General features: G+C 55.8%; 13 protein-coding genes. 8 read left to right on the top strand and 5 right to left on the bottom strand.

The genetic code is table 11. The annotated features are described in order from the left end of the window. Positions 1-77: 77 nt before the first annotated feature. Positions 78-1229, top strand: a complete 1152-nt coding sequence (locus ACMGFL_RS02020; protein ID WP_436933863.1) for a hypothetical protein — start codon at positions 78-80, stop codon at positions 1227-1229. Positions 1230-1393: 164 nt separating this feature from the next. Continuing rightward, the gene (locus ACMGFL_RS02015; protein WP_436933862.1) at positions 1394-2152 is read left to right on the top strand and encodes an MBL fold metallo-hydrolase; all 759 of its coding nucleotides are present in this window, start codon (positions 1394-1396) and stop codon (positions 2150-2152) included. Between the two features lie 32 nt (positions 2153-2184). On the opposite strand, the gene ACMGFL_RS02010 is transcribed toward ACMGFL_RS02015, so the two are convergent. Further along, a complete protein-coding gene (locus ACMGFL_RS02010) occupies positions 2185-3024 on the bottom strand; it encodes a fumarylacetoacetate hydrolase family protein (RefSeq protein ID WP_436933861.1) in 840 nt (279 codons plus the stop codon). A gap of 109 nt (positions 3025-3133) precedes the next feature. Between ACMGFL_RS02010 and ACMGFL_RS02005 the strand changes: the two genes are divergently transcribed. Further along, a complete protein-coding gene (locus tag ACMGFL_RS02005) occupies positions 3134-3946 on the top strand; it encodes a creatininase family protein (RefSeq protein WP_436933860.1) in 813 nt (270 codons plus the stop codon). Between the two features lies 1 nt (position 3947). Here the strand turns inward: ACMGFL_RS02005 and ACMGFL_RS02000 are convergent, their stop codons facing one another. Further along, positions 3948-4934 carry an LLM class flavin-dependent oxidoreductase gene (locus ACMGFL_RS02000; protein WP_436933859.1) on the bottom strand — a complete coding sequence of 329 codons (987 nt, stop codon included), beginning with the start codon at positions 4932-4934 and terminating at the stop codon, positions 3948-3950. A 243-nt stretch (positions 4935-5177) separates the two neighbouring features. Between ACMGFL_RS02000 and ACMGFL_RS01995 the strand changes: the two genes are divergently transcribed. Next, positions 5178-6509, top strand: a complete 1332-nt coding sequence (locus ACMGFL_RS01995) for a glycerate kinase type-2 family protein (RefSeq protein ID WP_436933858.1) — start codon at positions 5178-5180, stop codon at positions 6507-6509. Positions 6510-7087: 578 nt separating this feature from the next. Here ACMGFL_RS01995 and ACMGFL_RS01990 read toward each other — a convergent pair. Beyond that, entirely contained in the window at positions 7088-7870 is a 783-nt protein-coding gene (locus ACMGFL_RS01990; protein ID WP_436933857.1) for an SDR family NAD(P)-dependent oxidoreductase, read from the bottom strand. Positions 7871-8301: 431 nt separating this feature from the next. After that, positions 8302-9087, bottom strand: a complete 786-nt coding sequence (locus ACMGFL_RS01985) for an IclR family transcriptional regulator (protein ID WP_436933856.1) — start codon at positions 9085-9087, stop codon at positions 8302-8304. A 289-nt stretch (positions 9088-9376) separates the two neighbouring features. Here ACMGFL_RS01985 and ACMGFL_RS01980 point away from each other — a divergent pair, with 289 nt between their 5' ends. The 3 genes from ACMGFL_RS01980 to ACMGFL_RS01970 all read left to right on the top strand — a co-directional run bounded on the left by ACMGFL_RS01980 (position 9377) and on the right by ACMGFL_RS01970 (position 14111). Next, positions 9377-10915: a class I adenylate-forming enzyme family protein gene (locus tag ACMGFL_RS01980; RefSeq protein ID WP_436933855.1), complete on the top strand. Its 1539-nt coding sequence runs from the start codon at positions 9377-9379 to the stop codon at positions 10913-10915. A gap of 235 nt (positions 10916-11150) precedes the next feature. Continuing rightward, a complete protein-coding gene (locus ACMGFL_RS01975; protein WP_436933854.1) occupies positions 11151-12107 on the top strand; it encodes a TAXI family TRAP transporter solute-binding subunit in 957 nt (318 codons plus the stop codon). A gap of 48 nt (positions 12108-12155) precedes the next feature. Continuing rightward, the gene (locus ACMGFL_RS01970) at positions 12156-14111 is read left to right on the top strand and encodes a TRAP transporter permease (protein WP_436933853.1); all 1956 of its coding nucleotides are present in this window, start codon (positions 12156-12158) and stop codon (positions 14109-14111) included. Between the two features lie 97 nt (positions 14112-14208). On the opposite strand, the gene ACMGFL_RS01965 is transcribed toward ACMGFL_RS01970, so the two are convergent. Continuing rightward, complete coding sequence (locus ACMGFL_RS01965) at positions 14209-15117, bottom strand: MaoC family dehydratase (RefSeq protein ID WP_436933852.1); 909 nt, start codon at positions 15115-15117, stop codon at positions 14209-14211. 949 nt (positions 15118-16066) lie between these two features. On the opposite strand from ACMGFL_RS01965, the gene ACMGFL_RS01960 reads away from it, so the two are divergent. Beyond that, positions 16067-16168 carry a DUF2061 domain-containing protein gene (locus ACMGFL_RS01960; RefSeq protein WP_436936404.1) on the top strand — a complete coding sequence of 34 codons (102 nt, stop codon included), beginning with the start codon at positions 16067-16069 and terminating at the stop codon, positions 16166-16168. Positions 16169-16368: the final 200 nt, after the last annotated feature.

The raw sequence follows: 16368 nt of genomic DNA, 5'->3' as shown, positions 1-16368 counted from the left end.
TTTGAAAGTACCGGCTCTCGCGGCCGTCGAGTGACCCCAGCAAAAGATTTAACAGCCAATTCTGAGTAGCCGTTGGTATGCAAGTCGGCATGTGGGCATACCCCTGGGACATCGTGGACAAAGGACCGGAACAGGCAGTCGAGGAACTCGTCGACATCGGCGTCGACAGCGTCTGTGTGACCGCTAACTACCACACAGTCGAATCGTTCAGCCCCCACAATCCCGAGCAGAAGACGTTCTTCACTCGCGCGAGTTCGTACTACCAGCCAAGCGACGAGTACGGTGAACTCGCGCCGGTGACGAACCCGCAGATGGGCGAGGAAGACTGGATCGGACAGATCGCAGATGCGGTGGCGGACTCGCCGCTCGACCTGAACGCGTGGATCGTCGGCTGTCACAACTCCAGACTCGGGATGGAACACCAGGAGTACGCCATCGAGAGCCCCTTCGGTGACCCGCTCGTGTTCGGGCTCTGTCCCTCACAGCCCGCCGTGCAAAAGTACATGAAGACGATGTTGTCCGACATCGACGAGTACCCGTTCGACGAGTTCCTGCTGGAGACGTTCCACTACTTCCACGGTTCGGGCTGGGGCTGGCATCACGACAAGTTCCACACCGACATCGGTGACCTCGGTGAGTTCCTACTCGGACTGTGCTTCTGCGACGAGTGCCAGGAGAACGCCCGCGAGGCCGGTGTCGACGTCGAGACCGCTCGCGAGCAGAGTCAGGAGACCATCGTGGCGCTGTCAGAAGGGGAGATGGACCCCGAAACCGACCCCACGGAGTGGATCGGAGACCACGAGACGGTCAAAGCCTACTCGGACGTTCGCAAGGAGACACTCAACGCGCTGTACAGCGACTTTGCCGCCGACATGGACGCCGACATCGGGACATTCATCGGCATGCGTGGCGTCGAAAACTCCTGGATGCACGGACTCGACCTCGACGCCCTGCAGGAGACGGTGGATTACTTCACGCTCATGGATTACTTCCCGGAGACCGAGCAGGTCGTCGAGACGTACGAGGAGACGACCGAGCGTGTGTCGGACGTGCCGATTCACGCCGGTCTGCTCCCCGGCCACCCGCTCGTCGACTCGAAGGAGACGGCAATCGACCAGATCGTCGCGCTGGAGGAGGCGGGTGCTTCGGAAGCCACCATCTACAACTACGGGCTCCTCCCCGAACGAAACCTCGATTGGGTCAAGGAGGCAATCGCCGAGATCAACTGAGTGGTTCGATTTCGCAGGAGAACCGCAGTGACCAACTGACGTGCGTTCGGTTGCATCGGAACTTCTATTATGGATCGCCATGGAGGATCACACATGCCATCGAGTACCACGAGTACCGTCGAGAGGCACGCAACCACTGCGGCGCGTTCGGAGGTGACTCACGTATGACCCCCGAAGTCGACGTCCTGATCGACCCGCTCACGATACGCTTTAGCCTCTGGGAAGGGTCGCCGGTGTATCAGATGGCTGGCGACCCCGACACCCAACTCGACGGCATGGAGCGAATGATGGATATCGACCCCGAGGAGAACGTCATCTTCGACACCAACCTCGGCTTTCTCCCGATCAGCAGCACGACGCTCATTCAGGGGGAGAAAAACATTCTCGTCGACCCGGGCAACTTCCACGTCGGATTCTACGGCCTCGTCGGGCGAGCGCTCGATTCGAAGGGACTGACGCCCGAGGATATCGACATCGTTCTCGTCACGCACTATCACTTCGACCACATGGCGAGCACCCACATGTTTCCCGAGAGCACGCTCGTCATCGGCGAGGGTGAACTCGACGCCGCCCGTGAAGTCTACTGGCCCGAACTCATCGACGCGCTCACAACCGCTCGCGTCGACGGCGTCGAGACCGTCTCCGAGGACGACGGGATGATGGAACTCTGTGAGGGCGTCTCGGCGTTCTCGACGCCGGGTCACTCGCCCGCCAGCATCTCCGTCTGGGTCGAAACGGAGGACCAGGAAATCGCGATCATCGGTGACCTCGCGATGACGAAAACTGACTACACCGAGCGGAACCTCTCACACTGGTACACAGACGAGCAAGTCGAGCAGATCCACGAGGGGCTCGATATGGTGCAGGAACTCGATCCGGACCTGGTCGTCCCGGGTCACGACTACCAGTTCGAGCCGAACTGACGCCGTCGCTGTTCTGTGGTACGTCCGACGACTTACTCGACTGCTTCGACAGTATTGGACAGCGTGCCGAGCGTCTCGATGTCGACCTCGACGGTGTCACCGTCTTCGAGTTTGATGTCCTGGAATGTGCCGACGCCTTCCGGCGTTCCCGTCGCGATGATGTCACCGGGCGTGAGTTCGACCCGACTCGACACGAACGAGACGAGATCCGCGACGGACTGGATCATCCACTCCGTGTTGTCGTCCTGCAGCACCTCGCCGTTGACCGTCGAGGCGATGTCGAGGTCCTGCGGGTCGTCGATTTCGTCGACAGCAACGGAGGGGCCGACGGGGGTGGTGTTCTGCATCGCCTTCCCCGAGAACCAGTCGAGTTTCCCCTCGTCGCCGATCTGCAGGCCGAACTGCAGGTCACGGGCCGAGGTATCGTTGAGGATCGTATACCCGGCCACGTAGTCGAGCGCCTCGTCAGGGGAGACGTGACGGGCTGATTCACCGATGACCGCCGCGAGTTCGGCCTCGTAGTCGATCTCCTGCGTGACGCGGGTGTGATAGGAGATCGGCTGCTGGTGGCCCACCAGCGTTCGCGGGAGTTTCATGAAGACGAGTGGCGGATCTGGAACCCTGCTGCCGGACTCCTCGGCGTGTGCCTCGTAGTTGAGCGCGGCACAGAAGACCGTGTTCTGTCTGGTCGTCGGCGGTAGATAGGTGATCTCGTCGGTCGAGAATGTCTCACCGTCGACCGCAGTTGCTTCGTCTGGGTTCGCGAGCGTCTCGCGGAACGACTCGAACCCATCTGTGACGTCGCGTACTGTTCCGTCCTCGAAGACGCCGATACGATCGCGACCGTCTGCGTGGAATCGTCCGATTCGCATATCTACTGATTACGCTCCCCGTTCTTTACTATTGTTATCGTCGACGAAGAGAGACACAGCAAGCGCCGCCGGAGAAACATTTTTCCTCCCGCTCTCCGTGCTCACGGGTATGGTCTACGACACCTTCGGGAGCAAACCGACCGAATGGGCAGGGAAACCGTACGCCGAGATACAGTCGATCGGCGAGTCGGACGGCTCTATCGTCGTCGTCCCCATCGGGAGCATCGAACAGCACGGCGACCACCTCCCCGTCTCGACTGATACGATCCTCGTCGACGCCGCCGCCCACGCAGGGGCGGAGGCCGCAGACGACGACGTTCCGGTCGTCGTCACGCCGCCTATCTGGTCTGGGCTTTCCTCCCATCACATGCCCTTCGGCGGAACGCTTTCTCTCGAATTCTCCGAGATGCTCGAACTCGTCGAGTCGGTCGGCGATTCCGCACTCGACAACGGCTTCGACGCCATCCTGTTGCTCAACGGTCACGGCGGGAACATGTCGCTCATCAGCACCGCGATCAACAAGATCGGCGAGGAACACCCCGATATCGAGGTATCGGGGCTGACGTACTTCTATCTCGCGTCGTCACTGATCGAGGAGGTGCGAGATAGCGACCCCGGTGGGATGATGCACGGCGGCGAACTGGAGACGTCGCTGATGCTCCACCTGCGCCCCGAACTGGTCGACGAGGACGAGATGACGGCGGTGTACGCCGAACGGAAAAACGACCTGCTACTCGAAGACCTGTTTGGCAGCGGCCCACTTGGCACCTACAGTACGTTCGCCGACCACACCGACACCGGCATTATGGGCGACCCGACGCTCGCGTCCGCCGAGAAAGGCGAAACCATCTTCGAGCACATCCGCGAGGAGATGGGGTCGCTGCTGGACGATATCCACGAGGAAGTCAAAGCGCAGGACTAGTTCAGAACTCGGGCAGAACCTTCTCGCCGAACTCCTCGACCGCGTGGGAGGGGTCGCCAAGATTGAAGGTGACGAGCAGGCGTGTCACGCCAGCCGCCTCGAACGCCTCGAAGGTCTCGACCAGTTCGGACGCGTCCTCGGCGATGAGCAGCGCCTCCTGTGCCTCCTCGTCGCTCATCTCTGCGAGGCGGTCGTTCGCGACCGACTGGATCGACCGCGGATCCGGGTTGTCGAGTTCGTCGATAGGGATCAGTTCGCCCCGCTCGCGTGCTTCTGCCACCAGTTCGTCCGGGTCGCCGACGTTCGCGACGATTTCGTCGGTGACGTGGTGACTGCCCTGCTTGCCTGCGCTTTCGCGCCCCTTCTCGAAGTTCGGGATCACCTGGTCCTCGATCAGGTCCGGACCACCCGCGGTCAACACGTGGTCGGCGTACTCGCCTGCGAGTTGACTCGACTGTGGCCCCCAGGCGGCCCAGTTGATATCGATGTCGGATTTCGGCGGCGTGAACACCTGAATGTCCTCGTACTGGTAGTGCTCGCCCTCGTAGGTGATGTAGTCCTGCGTGTTCCATAGCTCTCGCATGATCTCGATGGATTCGACGAGCATCTCGGCTCTGGTGTCCCACTCGGGCCAGGTATCGGTGAAGGGGGACTCGTTCAGCGCCTCGCCGACACCGACGCCTAGCTCGAATCGGCCCGGGAACATGTTGTCGAGCGTCGCAATCGCCTGTGCGAACACCGGCGGTTCGTACCGGAAGAGGGGGCACGAAACGGAGGTCCCGACTGGAACCTCGGGTACCTCGTTCATCAACGCACCGAGCCAGGGCAAGACGTTGTGCGTGTACGGACGGTTGTCCAACCAGGGATGGAAGTGGTCTCCGATCCAGACGCCATCGAATCCGGCGTCGACCGCTTCCTTCGCCAGTTCGATATCCTCAGCGGGGGTCTGAAAACAGCCACCCACGTTTATGTGGATCTCTAACGACATACGCTTGCGTTCCGACGGAACCAAAATAAAGATTCCGACGGGGAGTGCGAAGCGCCTGTGCCACATCCGGTCTGCACGTCTGGTTTGGTCGGGACGTAATGGTAAATCTTAATCCGCTCTGGACAGGTACGTCTAAGCGGAGTTCCAGAAGTCGGATCGATATGTCAATCCCCACCCTCATCCCCCTCAGGAACTCCATTTTCTGGGTAAACAAAGATAAACCAGCCAGTTGCATATGGAAGTATGATCAAAAACAGGGAACAGGTCGCCACGACGAACCGCCACAGCGACGCGCTCGATGCAATCGAGTCGGGTATCCACGCCGCCAGCCCCCGACGGGCCGTCGAACGCTCGGTTCGGTTCGACGGAAGCGTCCTCGAAATCGGCGACGCCCGCTTCGAACTCGACGACTACGAGCGCGTCGTCGTTCTCGGAGGCGGGAACGCGGCCAGCCAGCTGGCTCGGGCAGTTGAATCCGTACTTGGCGACGCGCTCGACAGCGGTATCGTCGTGACCGACGACCCCTGCGAACCGAGTGTCGTCGACGTACTCGATGGGACACACCCGCTTCCGAGCGAGGCGAACGTCGACGGCACTGAACGGCTGCTCGAACAGGCAGCGGAACTGACCGAGTCGGATCTGGCAGTCGTCTGTCTCACCGGTGGCGGGAGTGCCCTGCTGTGTGCCCCGGTCGCGGGCGTCTCACTTGCCGAGTATCGGGACGTGACCGACCAGTTGCTCCGGAGCGGCGCACCGATCGGGGACATCAACGCTGTCCGCAAGCACCTCTCGACGATCAAGGGTGGTCAACTCGCTCGTGCGCTCGCACCGGCCGAAAGCGTCGGCGTCATCGTGAGCGACGTCGTGGGAAATCGACTCGACGTGATCGCCAGTGGCCCGACGACGCCGGACCCGACGACCTACGAGGATGCGCTCGCGGTCTGTGACCGCTTCGACATCGACTCTCCAGAGAGTGTCGACGAACAGCTCACTGCAGGAGCGGCGGGCCGTCGCCCGGAGACTCCTGACGAGTCGGACCCGCTGTTCGACCCCGTCACGAATCAGATCATCGCCGACGGCCGCACGGCGCTCGAAGCGAGCGCGCAGTCGCTGCGGGAGGATGGCTACGAGACGGCAATTCTCTCGGCCGAAATCGAGGGTGAAGCAGCAACAGTCGGGGAGGTCCACGCCGCGATTGCGGGGGAGTGTCTAAAACAGGGCCGACCGTTCGACCCACCGGTCGCGCTGTTTTCAGGCGGAGAGACAACGGTAACTGTCACTGGTGATGGGAGAGGCGGGCCGAACCAGGAGTTCGTTCTCGGCGCTGCGCTTGCATGTGAGGACGACATCCTCGTCGTCGGGGTGGACACCGACGGTATCGACGGCAACAGTGACGCCGCTGGAGCCATTCTCGACGCCGACGCGCTCGGAGACACCGCCTCCGAGGCACGCACCGCGCTTTCTGCACACGACGTTACCTCGTATCTCGACAGCCAACAGGCGCTGATCCGGACCGGCCCGACCGGAACGAACGTCAACGACCTCCGGATCGTGCTCGTCGGAACGCCCGAGTGATCGAACCCCTCTCGGAACGTGTCTGCTACACAATCAGACACAAACAAAGTAAGTATAATAATCCTATACTAGTATACATACACCATAAAAATTATATTTAAGCGCCATAGTTATTCGAGGTTGCACGAACCGGCGAATTTCTGTAGTCAATAGCAGAATTCGGCTGATTGCGACGGAGAAACGGTCTTTTCGATATCAGAGCCACTACAGAGATAAAATTTTTTCAATATATACAACTATTGTCCAAATAACAAAATTTATTTGTGCTTTTAACGGCTCTGAGGATTAATACACATATATTTCTCAAGATAATAATTGATATGAGTGTTTCTGGGCAGGCCACATCACAGACATCAGTCTTAGAAATGATTGATAATATAGTATACTGTAGTTTTGGTAAATGTAGTTATTCTTATGAACAAAGCCACCACGGAGTAATGATCGTGATATAGAGAGAACTCCCAGAGAAATTGAACCGGTCGGTATCTGCGACGGTCGCCGAGTTCAGCAGGAGTGGGTGCTGGTGATCTAAATCTCTCGATTTATATTCGAAACGAATGGTGGTCCTTTGTTTTCCGTTACAGTGCGAGTCCACTATCGACAGGGAGGACAGCGCCTGTTATTTTGGCGGCATTATCCGAGCAAAGGTAGAGACAGGTCTCAGCAATATCCGCGGGTGTGGTTAATTGCTTTAGGGGCTGCTGATCCAGGAGATACTGGCGCTGATCTTCAGAGAGGGCGTCTGGGTCACGAATGAAGCCAGGAGCTACAATATTTGCACGGATTCCATGTGGACCCAATTCTCGAGCGGTCTCTTGTACCAGTGCTTCAAGGCCACGTTTACTCGCATCATACGCCGAAAATTCATCACCTCGAATGATCCCGTCGGAAGCAGATAGCGCCACAATCGACCCGTGGCCCTGATCCTTGAGATGAGGGGCGGCAGCATGTATAAGATTATATGCACCTGTCACGTTCGCATCCAGGTGATTCTGCCAGTCCTCAGGCGAAGTGTCGTCAATCGCGGCTTTGGAAATAACCCCGACGGTGTAGACAATTGCGTCGATCTCGCCGAGGGTTTCGAACGCATCGTTGATTACTGACTCGGCATCATCTGGGTCAGTAATATCACAGTTCCAAGACTCATGTTTTTCACTCAACTCGTCCAGTAACTCTTCAGCTTCATCCTTCGAGTTGTTGTAGGTGAACCCGACGGAACCACCGGCGGTAGCCACTTTCCGCGCAACTTCCTTTCCAGAATCTGCGGTTCCACTAACTACGAGTGTCGTCATGTTTTCACGGACCATATTCTCCCGGACAAGGGTGGCTATCATTATTCTTCTGATCTCCAATTTGTCCACGAAATGGGCTCACCTGTTTCTGCTAAATGGAAAACCATAGGACTGAGTGAGTGTTGTCTGGCTGTTTTCATCGCCAAGGTGGATCTCGATGATCATCGGCGTGCCTTCACGACGGACATAGCCGCGACAATTTCGAGTATACGGAAGTTACGTTCAGTTGGTGGGGTGTGGCTCCCGAAGGCAAGTGTATTACAGCCATATTATTGTAATGAGAGAACAGTTCTTTATACCTCATCTCAGTTGCCACGGTGGTTCTACATTAATATTGGATACTAATACAGTATAACGCCTTTGAATACCATAAAATGACGGTGTCTGTAGTGCAGGTCTCGGTATATCACTTCGAGAATACCGAAGCAAATTGTTAAGATAATTCATGTAGAATTGGGAGAGGGCTAGTGATGGAAACAAGCAATACGCGCTCTTCGGTTTCAGCGTTGACCCGATCCAGTAATATGGACATTATGGTCGCCTAACCGGAGCTCGATATCGTTTGCTGCTGCCGAAACAAGTTCTGGCAGCTCGTTTCGGAATCGTTCGTTATCGATTCTTTGTCTCGAATCCGTAATTGAGATCGCGCCGTAAACCCGGTTGTTGTGAATAATCGGACTTGCAACGGAACGAGACCCGACAACCAGCTCACTATCGTTGTACGCTACCTTCGAATCGCGTATCTGGCTCAACTCTTCCAGCAACTCTTCTTTCTCTACAATTGTCTGTTCTGTGTAAAAATCAAGCCCGTGTCTTTCGAGAATGTCATCCACTTTCTGTTCTGTATAAAACGCAAGCATTGCTTTTCCAGATGAAGAGGCATGCATTGGAACACGGCGGCCGATCCGAGCGATTGAAGAGACCCCCTGTTCTCCAACCTCTTTCTTGAGGAAGACACACCAACCCTGTTCTTCGATACTAATGAGTCCAAGTCCGCCTGTTTTCTCCACCAGTTGTGTGAGTGAATCACCAGACACGGGTACTATCTTTTTTTGCTCCCGTGCCCCCATTCCGTAGTCGAGAAATTTGAGGCTTATCTTGTATTCACTGCCTTCTTTCACGACAAAACCGTTGTCCTTCAGGGTTTCTAGGTGATCATATAGTGTACTCTCTGCCAGGTCGACTTCTTTCAGGAGGTCGCTCAAACTCCCCCCGTTCTGCTCATTCACTACTTCGAGAATATCGAACGTCCGGTTTGTTGCTTTGACCCGTCTTGGGTTGGCCATACACGACGTATATCGTCGAATCACAAATACTTTGCCAGATATATGCATACATATTAAAAATATCTTACACAGGCTTGAAGGAAGCAGTATAGGATAATCTTGGATATTTATATAATTTTGAGGTGTTCTTCGGTATTCTCGGACCGATAGTCGTATGCCGTATTCGGGAATGTACGTGGTTCTGGGACAGGGGAACCCGATTAACGAATACTTCAGGTAGTACGAACAAGGCTGCCAACCCTTACCAATACCTTTATATATTGTCGCTGTTGAAGGTCGCATCGTAACAATGGACATGGGACAGATGCTGGCCCAGTCAGCAGCGCGTTTCGAAGACGACCTTGCAGTCGCGTGCGTCTCAGAAGACGAGACACGGACCCGCTCGTTTGCTGCGCTGGACCAGGCTGCAAACCGAGTTGCAAACGCTTTTCTCGATATTGGCGTCGGGTCTGGTGACCCAGTCGCCGTCCTCTCGCGTAACTCCATCGAGTTCGTTGAGACGCTCTTTGCTACTCAAAAGATTGGTGCGCTAGTGACGCCCATCAACGTTCGTTTCGATACAGAGGATGTCAAACACGTGTTGACCGACGCGAACCCAGCGTGTCTGGTCGCAGAACCGGAGTTGCTGGCTGAACTGGACGGGATCGAAGAGGAGTTGGCAGAACGGGACATTCATCTTGTGACCATCGGAAACTACGGCGACTATCAGAGCTACGATGACTTCACAGAATCCTCAACGGTTCCACCGGGCATTACAGTCGGCCCCGACGCCGAAGATGGGTATTTCTACACATCTGGCAGTACCGGCAGGCCGAAAGGGGTCGTTCACAACCACTCGGATCGCGTGTTCGTGAACATGAATATGATCTCGGAGCTTGGACTTCGTCACGATGATGTGAGTTGTAATCCCCTGCCGCTCTTTCACAGCGGTCCGCTGTACACCGGGTTTATGCCGTTCGTACAGTTCGGGGTCCCCAGTATCATTTTCCGACAGTTCGATGCCGAACGGACGCTTGATGCCATCGAGAAGTGGGACGTGACCGTCCTCAGTGGTGTTCCAGCACAGTACGACCGAATCTCGAAAGCAGCAACGGATGGCGACTATGACCTCGACTCGTTGCGCTTCTGGTGGGCGTCGGGTGCACCGCTGACCGAGGAACTGCGCAGTCGATGCCACGAGACTCTTTGTGATACCCATTCGCTCATCTACGGTGCGACTGAGGTAGGACCACCGATCTCGACGCTTCCGCCCGAAGAAAGTCACAAACGACCAGAGTCTTGTGGGACAGGACATATGGGCCAGCAAGTCAGGGTAGTCGAACCTGATGGTGAGCCAGATCCGAAAGCTCCGGTGGAACCTGGGGAGACCGGCGAGATAATCGTCAAGGGCGAGTCCGTAATGGATCGCTATCTCAATCTGCCCGAAAAGACCGACTCAGTGTTTGTCGACGAGTGGTACTTCACGAGTGATCTCGGACAGCGCGACGAGGACGGCTACCTCTATGTCGAGGGCCGGAAAGACAACATGATAATCAGTGGCGGTGAGAATATCTACCCGAGCGAGATAGAGAACGTGTTACTTGGTCATCCAGCTGTTGATGACGTTGCCGTCCTCGGTGTCTCCCATCCCAAATGGGGGCAGACACCGAAGGCGTTCGTGGTCCCTGAGCCGAATGCACAACTCGACGGGGCCGACGTTGAACAATTCTGTAAGGAGAGCCACCTCGCCGACTACAAGCGTCCCAGAGAGGTGGCATTCATTCAAGAGATTCCCCGGAATCCGAGCGGTGGCAGCGTGCTGAAAGACGAACTGAAAGCGCTGGGGTAACTGGACGGGCTGTTCGGTCGATCGTTGCACGCATCCGGTTCTACAATCGGAGCGAAGCAGCAGGCGGCTTTTCAACCAGCCAGATACTTCTCAGACCCGGATTCTCAAACACGAATGTGGAGCAGTGCAACGAGAATAGCACTCAAACGGCACCAATACTTGCTTTAGGTACAAGAAGAAAATATCCTGTGTTCCAATAGGTTTAAGTGATCACCGAGAAAAGCGGTGCTATACCATGCCACGGATATCACGGCGATCGTTCATCGCCAGTGCAGGTATCGGAAGTGTTAGTGCTTTAGCTGGCTGTCTCGGAAGCAGCGGAGATACCGTTCAGCTTACGGTTTCTACAGCCGCAGAGAGCGGGTCGCATTACGTTATGTCCGCCCCATTAGTCGACGTATTGCCCGACAATACCGAGGATCCGGAGCTCCAGGCGACAGTGAGCACGTCGGACGGATCAGTCGCGAACATGCGATTCCTGCACGACGGTGAAGCCGACATCGGGACAACCGTCGACTCGATCGGTACGTTCGCGTATAATGGGGAAGCTATGTTCGAGGAAGAAAAGGAGATTCGGCTCATGGCTCGCGGCGAACTCGTCCTCCAGTATTATGTCGTGCAGGAAGACTCCGACATCGAATCGATCGCAGACCTCGAGGGGAAGACGATTACTGCAGGGCCAGAGGGGAGTGGACTCTCCGGGCAACACACCGCCTACATGGATCATCTGGGACTTGACGTCGAAAACGAGCCGATGTCGCCCACGGAAGGTGGGAGAGCGCTTCGAGACGGCGTCGTTGATGCCTGGTGGATCAATCACGATTCACGGCCAGTCGACGCGTTTGCAAACGATGGCGACAATCTTCGTGTGGTTCCATTCTCCGACGACAACATCGAAGCCTGGCAGGAGATCTTCCCGGGGACGGTCTCCAGAGAGCTCACCCCGGATATGCTGGAAAACTACGATACAACGACACAGGTCATCGGCACGAACAGCTTCTGGGCGTGCAATCCGAGTATGGAGAACGATATCGTCTACGCCTTCGTCGAGGCAGTACTCGAAAACTCGGAGCCGATCCAGGAGGCGAATATCGGCTCGCAGGGACTGAATCCCGAGATGGGATACTTCGATATCGGCGTGCCGTACCACGACGGCGCTGTGGAGTACTTCGAGGAAGAAGGCGTCGTATAATTCGGGCACAGAGCGAAAGGAAAGATTTCAGAGATCGAGGTAATTACAATGGGCGCTGACACGCAAAATTCAAACATAGAGAAAGAGACATTCACTCCAGTCGACGATAGTCAGATTCATCACAAGGTGTTAGCGATCCTGATGACGGTTCTGGTGTTGTACGTCGCGTTGACGTTCTCGTTCAATCGGTTCGAACGATTGGCGTCGTTCCTGTTGTTGATCGTCGTGTATATCTTTTCGAGATTTCCGCTGACGGACACCGTTTCGCTGAATCGTATCGCACAGCACGAACGAGTGCTCCAGGCGATAGACGCCCTCTTGATACTCGCCTCCGTCGTCGTCTTCGGATATCTCGTCGTCTTCTCGTCGGACATCATCGCCAGATCCGGTGATATTCAGTCGTATGAAGTTCTGATGGCACCCGTTGCGATGTTTCTTACCATGGAGGCGACGCGCCGAACGATCGGCTGGGCGATCCCTATCTTCACGGTAATCTTTCTCATCTATGCCTATCTCGGCCCGATATTCCCGGCCCCGTTCGGCCATCCAGGCTACTCGACAGATCTGATTATGACACAGATGTACGTGACCACACGAGGAATATTTGGATTTCCGCTTCGGGTCATGTTTGACTTCGTGTTCTTGTTCGTGCTGTTCGGTGCACTCCTCGAACTGTCGGGCGGTGGCAAGATGTTTCTCGACCTCTCGAAGGTACTCGTCGGGAAAGTTCAGGGTGGACCAGCAAAACTATCAATCATCGCCAGCGCCTCCATGGGGATGGTGTCCGGCAGCGCCGTTGCTAATGCCCTGACGACTGGCGCGTTTACGATCCCCACGATGAAAGACCAGGGCTACAACCCGGAGTTCGCGGCTGGTGTCGAGAGTGCGGCGAGTTCGGGCGGGCAACTACTCCCGCCAGTGATGGGGGCAGCCGTGTTCGTGATGATGGACATCACGGGGATCAGCTACAACCGAATTATCACCGCAGCAGTGATCCCGGCGGTGCTCACGTTCTTCTGTGCATTTGTGATGATACACCTGCAGAGCAAGAAGTCCAACCTCGAACCATTACCAGACGATCAGATCCCGAGCAAACGGTCGGTAGTAACTCGACTGTACTATTTTATTCCCGTCATCGCCTTGCTGTGGCTGCTGTTCGATGGAAGCAGCGTTCGGCAAGCGATCGTGATGGCGATTGGTGTTCTGCTCGCGCTCACGGTCGTCATTCCCGGTGCTCGACTGTACGATCCGCGGTCAAGTGACAATACCGCCGTCAACAACGAGTTCATGCACGCTCTCGAGTTGTGTGCAAAGCGCGCAGCACCGATTGTCGCAGCCGCGGCGTGTATCGGGATCGTGCTCGGCATCATCGGTCTCACGGGGATCGGGCTTGCGATCTCGTCAGTGTTGACCGATCTCGCAGGACAGTCCCTCCTCCTTGCGCTGGTACTGACCATGGTGCTATGTATCATCTTTGGGATGTCCTCGGATACGCTGACTGTTTATATTCTGCTGTCGATTCTGGTCGCACCGGGGATCGTCGACATGGGAATCCCCGAACTATCGGCGCATCTATTCATTTTCTACTTTGGGCTGATGGCGATGGTCACGCCACCGGTCTGTATCGCGGCCTACGCGGCTGCGACAATCGCCGAGAGCGATCCAATACGAAGCGGATTCTGGGCATGGAAGCTCTCACTCGGAGCCTTCCTGTTGCCGTTTGCCTTCGTTTACGACTCAGCACTGCTTCTGGACGGCTCCTGGGTCGACATCGTGACTGCGACTGGATCCGCCATGGTAGCATTTACCGCGCTGGCGGTCGCCGTGATTGGCTACATCTCGTTCCCGCTGAACAAAATCGAGCGGGCCGGATTCGCTGCGGCCTCGATCCTGCTCATCCATCCGTCGAACTCGATCAAGGTTCTCGGCGGCCTCGTCTGTCTTCTATCCAGCTATCGATATGTCAGAGAGATTGGCCTCAATAGGGCGTCACAACCAGCGTAACAGCCGTCCGACCTGTCGGTAGGAATATCTCTGTGACACCGTTCAGACAATAACGATAGCACGCAGTTAGTATCCTTCCAGAGCTGTATGCTGGCTCTCACGTGCTCATACGAATCGCTGCGCTGCCAGAGAGAACAAGATCACCACGCTGATTCAGCAATTTCAGTGTTAGTTGCACGGTGTCGTCGTTGTACTCGGTGTGCTCCTCGACCGAACCAGTTGCGATTACGTCATCACCCTCGAAGACGAAGCCCTCGTATCGAGCATCCAACGACAGCAGATCAGCGGGAGACTCCGCGACAGCAAACGCGGCCTGTGCCACGTACGACGCGTTTATCGGACCCTGATTGACACGTCCCGGAAACCCTTGCCGAAGCGCGGATTCGGCATCGTAGTGCATCGGGGTGGGATCACGGACGAGAGCAGTCATGAGTTGCATCTCCGCCGCGCTGACCTCCTCGAAGCGGACGACTGCGTCCTTGTCGGAAACTGTGTCTGCCACACTACGTCCAGGTTCCGAGGCACTCGAACGACCGCTTGAAGAGTCTGAGCTACCCTCTTCTGACCCTCCTTCCTCGTGGACGACCAGATCCGTCGCCATCTCGAAGACGGTCTCTCCCTTTGCAGTCGTAGCGTCGTAGGAAACTGTCAAGAGGGAGAACGAACCGGAGGAGCCATTCTTCTGCTCAAGATCGGTGACCTCGGCCGTTACATGGTAGGTCTGTCCCCACTCAAGCGGTTGGTTGTAGGTGAACCGATGGCTACCGAGGAACACGGAGGGATCGTCCCACTTCCCGTCACGAAGTCGACCTTCGATATCACCGGTTCCCGCTCCCTCACGACCGACGACAACTGCAAGCGTTGGGGGAGCAAGCGGCCCGTGGCTCCCGTCTCGGAAGAGTTCCATATCGTTCCGAGTGGCCTCGGCCCAGAGAACGGAGAGCCATCGATCAAGGGTGAACGTCCCCTCCCAAGTCTCGCCGACGAGCGCTCGTGCCTGACTCATCTGTCCACGAAACAGCGGGGATAGCTAGTCTGTCGAACAGTACGATCACGCCCAAGATTGGTGAACGAACGAGCCGAATTCCGCAAGATGAACGCCGCACTGGCGAGTCGGTTCCAGGCACCTGATTCGGCAGAAGTGTGTCTCATCTGTAAGCACCTCTGAACGGTATCACTCGAAGGAACTCGTGCGACCAACATAGATGTTTGGATGACATCGGCGGACAGTGTTCAGAGTACGGAGTCAGAGATAAAAACAAATGAGCGTAATCACGTTCCGACAGAGTTTGCTGCAACGTCTAGAAATGATAGAAATAAATATACAGTACATATGTACCAATTTCTATATATTTTAACTTCTGGCTTTGTTCCTCCAGCCTAGAAGAGAAAACACATATTGGAAACGGGAAGGAAAGAGTATAGAGTGCTATCGAAATAGGATAGATTACATCGATATATCGACTTATTCTGGATATTTATTTAATATATTGATAAAAATGGCAGATGATTATCTGAGTTGTATTAGTGACCTCGTATCGTCAGTAATTCGCCCGATTGAACCGGATTACGGTCGCTATGGGACAAGATAGACCGAGATCACCAACCTGGTTCTCCGGCAGCTTTCCGTCGTCGAACGAAACAGTATAACGGGCCGATGAAGAAAAACTCTAGAAAAACAATATAATATACTATTTTGATAGTTAGGGAGTTCACGTTGTAGAAGGAATTTCATAGTCAGCAGACTACGATCAGTGCAGGATATCTAGCTGAATGATACTTACGTCGGCGAAACTGTTGCCCGAGGACGGTCGACAAACAGTGTGACTCCGTATAGTACTGTGATACAGAGCGGCAGTAACACCAGCGACGCGCTCATACTGTCGGCTGTACCATCTCGAAAATAATTCGCCACCCAGTGTGGCGAATGTTTTTACGTACGTACAGCCGACGGTATCAGCATCGGACTCGCTGCAAACATCATCAAGACGGGGACGTACTACGGATACGAGCGACTCTGGGACCGCGTCTCGTGGGGGCTCGCTACCGATCCGTAACCGGTTTCTCGGCAAGTCAGACCGAGACTAATCCGCCCCGTGTCTCGGAACGTAGCCGCAGTCCGAGCAGACAAGTGACCCATGCTGTCGCGTGAGCTGTCCAGGACAGTCGGGACAGGTGTGAGTCACCGCTGTTGCTTGGCGACGCCGGGGGCCGTCGGTGTAGGGAACTGGTGTCATTACTCGAATGTCTTATTCGA

The organism is Halovenus marina, assembly GCF_051414115.1.
Lineage (GTDB): Archaea > Halobacteriota > Halobacteria > Halobacteriales > Haloarculaceae > Halovenus > Halovenus marina.
This window is presented reverse-complemented; position numbering and strand designations above follow the sequence as displayed.

Bases quoted from the DNA above. Each gene is read 5' to 3' on its own strand.
- ACMGFL_RS02020 (WP_436933863.1), top strand. From the start codon at position 78: ATGCAAGTCGGCATGTGGGCATACCCCTGGGACATCGTGGACAAAGGA.
- ACMGFL_RS02015 (WP_436933862.1), top strand. From the start codon at position 1,394: ATGACCCCCGAAGTCGACGTCCTGATCGACCCGCTCACGATACGCTTT.
- ACMGFL_RS02010 (WP_436933861.1), bottom strand. From the start codon at position 3,024: ATGCGAATCGGACGATTCCACGCAGACGGTCGCGATCGTATCGGCGTC.
- ACMGFL_RS02005 (WP_436933860.1), top strand. From the start codon at position 3,134: ATGGTCTACGACACCTTCGGGAGCAAACCGACCGAATGGGCAGGGAAA.
- ACMGFL_RS02000 (WP_436933859.1), bottom strand. From the start codon at position 4,934: ATGTCGTTAGAGATCCACATAAACGTGGGTGGCTGTTTTCAGACCCCC.
- ACMGFL_RS01995 (WP_436933858.1), top strand. From the start codon at position 5,178: ATGATCAAAAACAGGGAACAGGTCGCCACGACGAACCGCCACAGCGAC.
- ACMGFL_RS01985 (WP_436933856.1), bottom strand. From the start codon at position 9,087: ATGGCCAACCCAAGACGGGTCAAAGCAACAAACCGGACGTTCGATATT.
- ACMGFL_RS01980 (WP_436933855.1), top strand. From the start codon at position 9,377: ATGGACATGGGACAGATGCTGGCCCAGTCAGCAGCGCGTTTCGAAGAC.
- ACMGFL_RS01975 (WP_436933854.1), top strand. From the start codon at position 11,151: ATGCCACGGATATCACGGCGATCGTTCATCGCCAGTGCAGGTATCGGA.
- ACMGFL_RS01970 (WP_436933853.1), top strand. From the start codon at position 12,156: ATGGGCGCTGACACGCAAAATTCAAACATAGAGAAAGAGACATTCACT.
- ACMGFL_RS01965 (WP_436933852.1), bottom strand. From the start codon at position 15,117: ATGAGTCAGGCACGAGCGCTCGTCGGCGAGACTTGGGAGGGGACGTTC.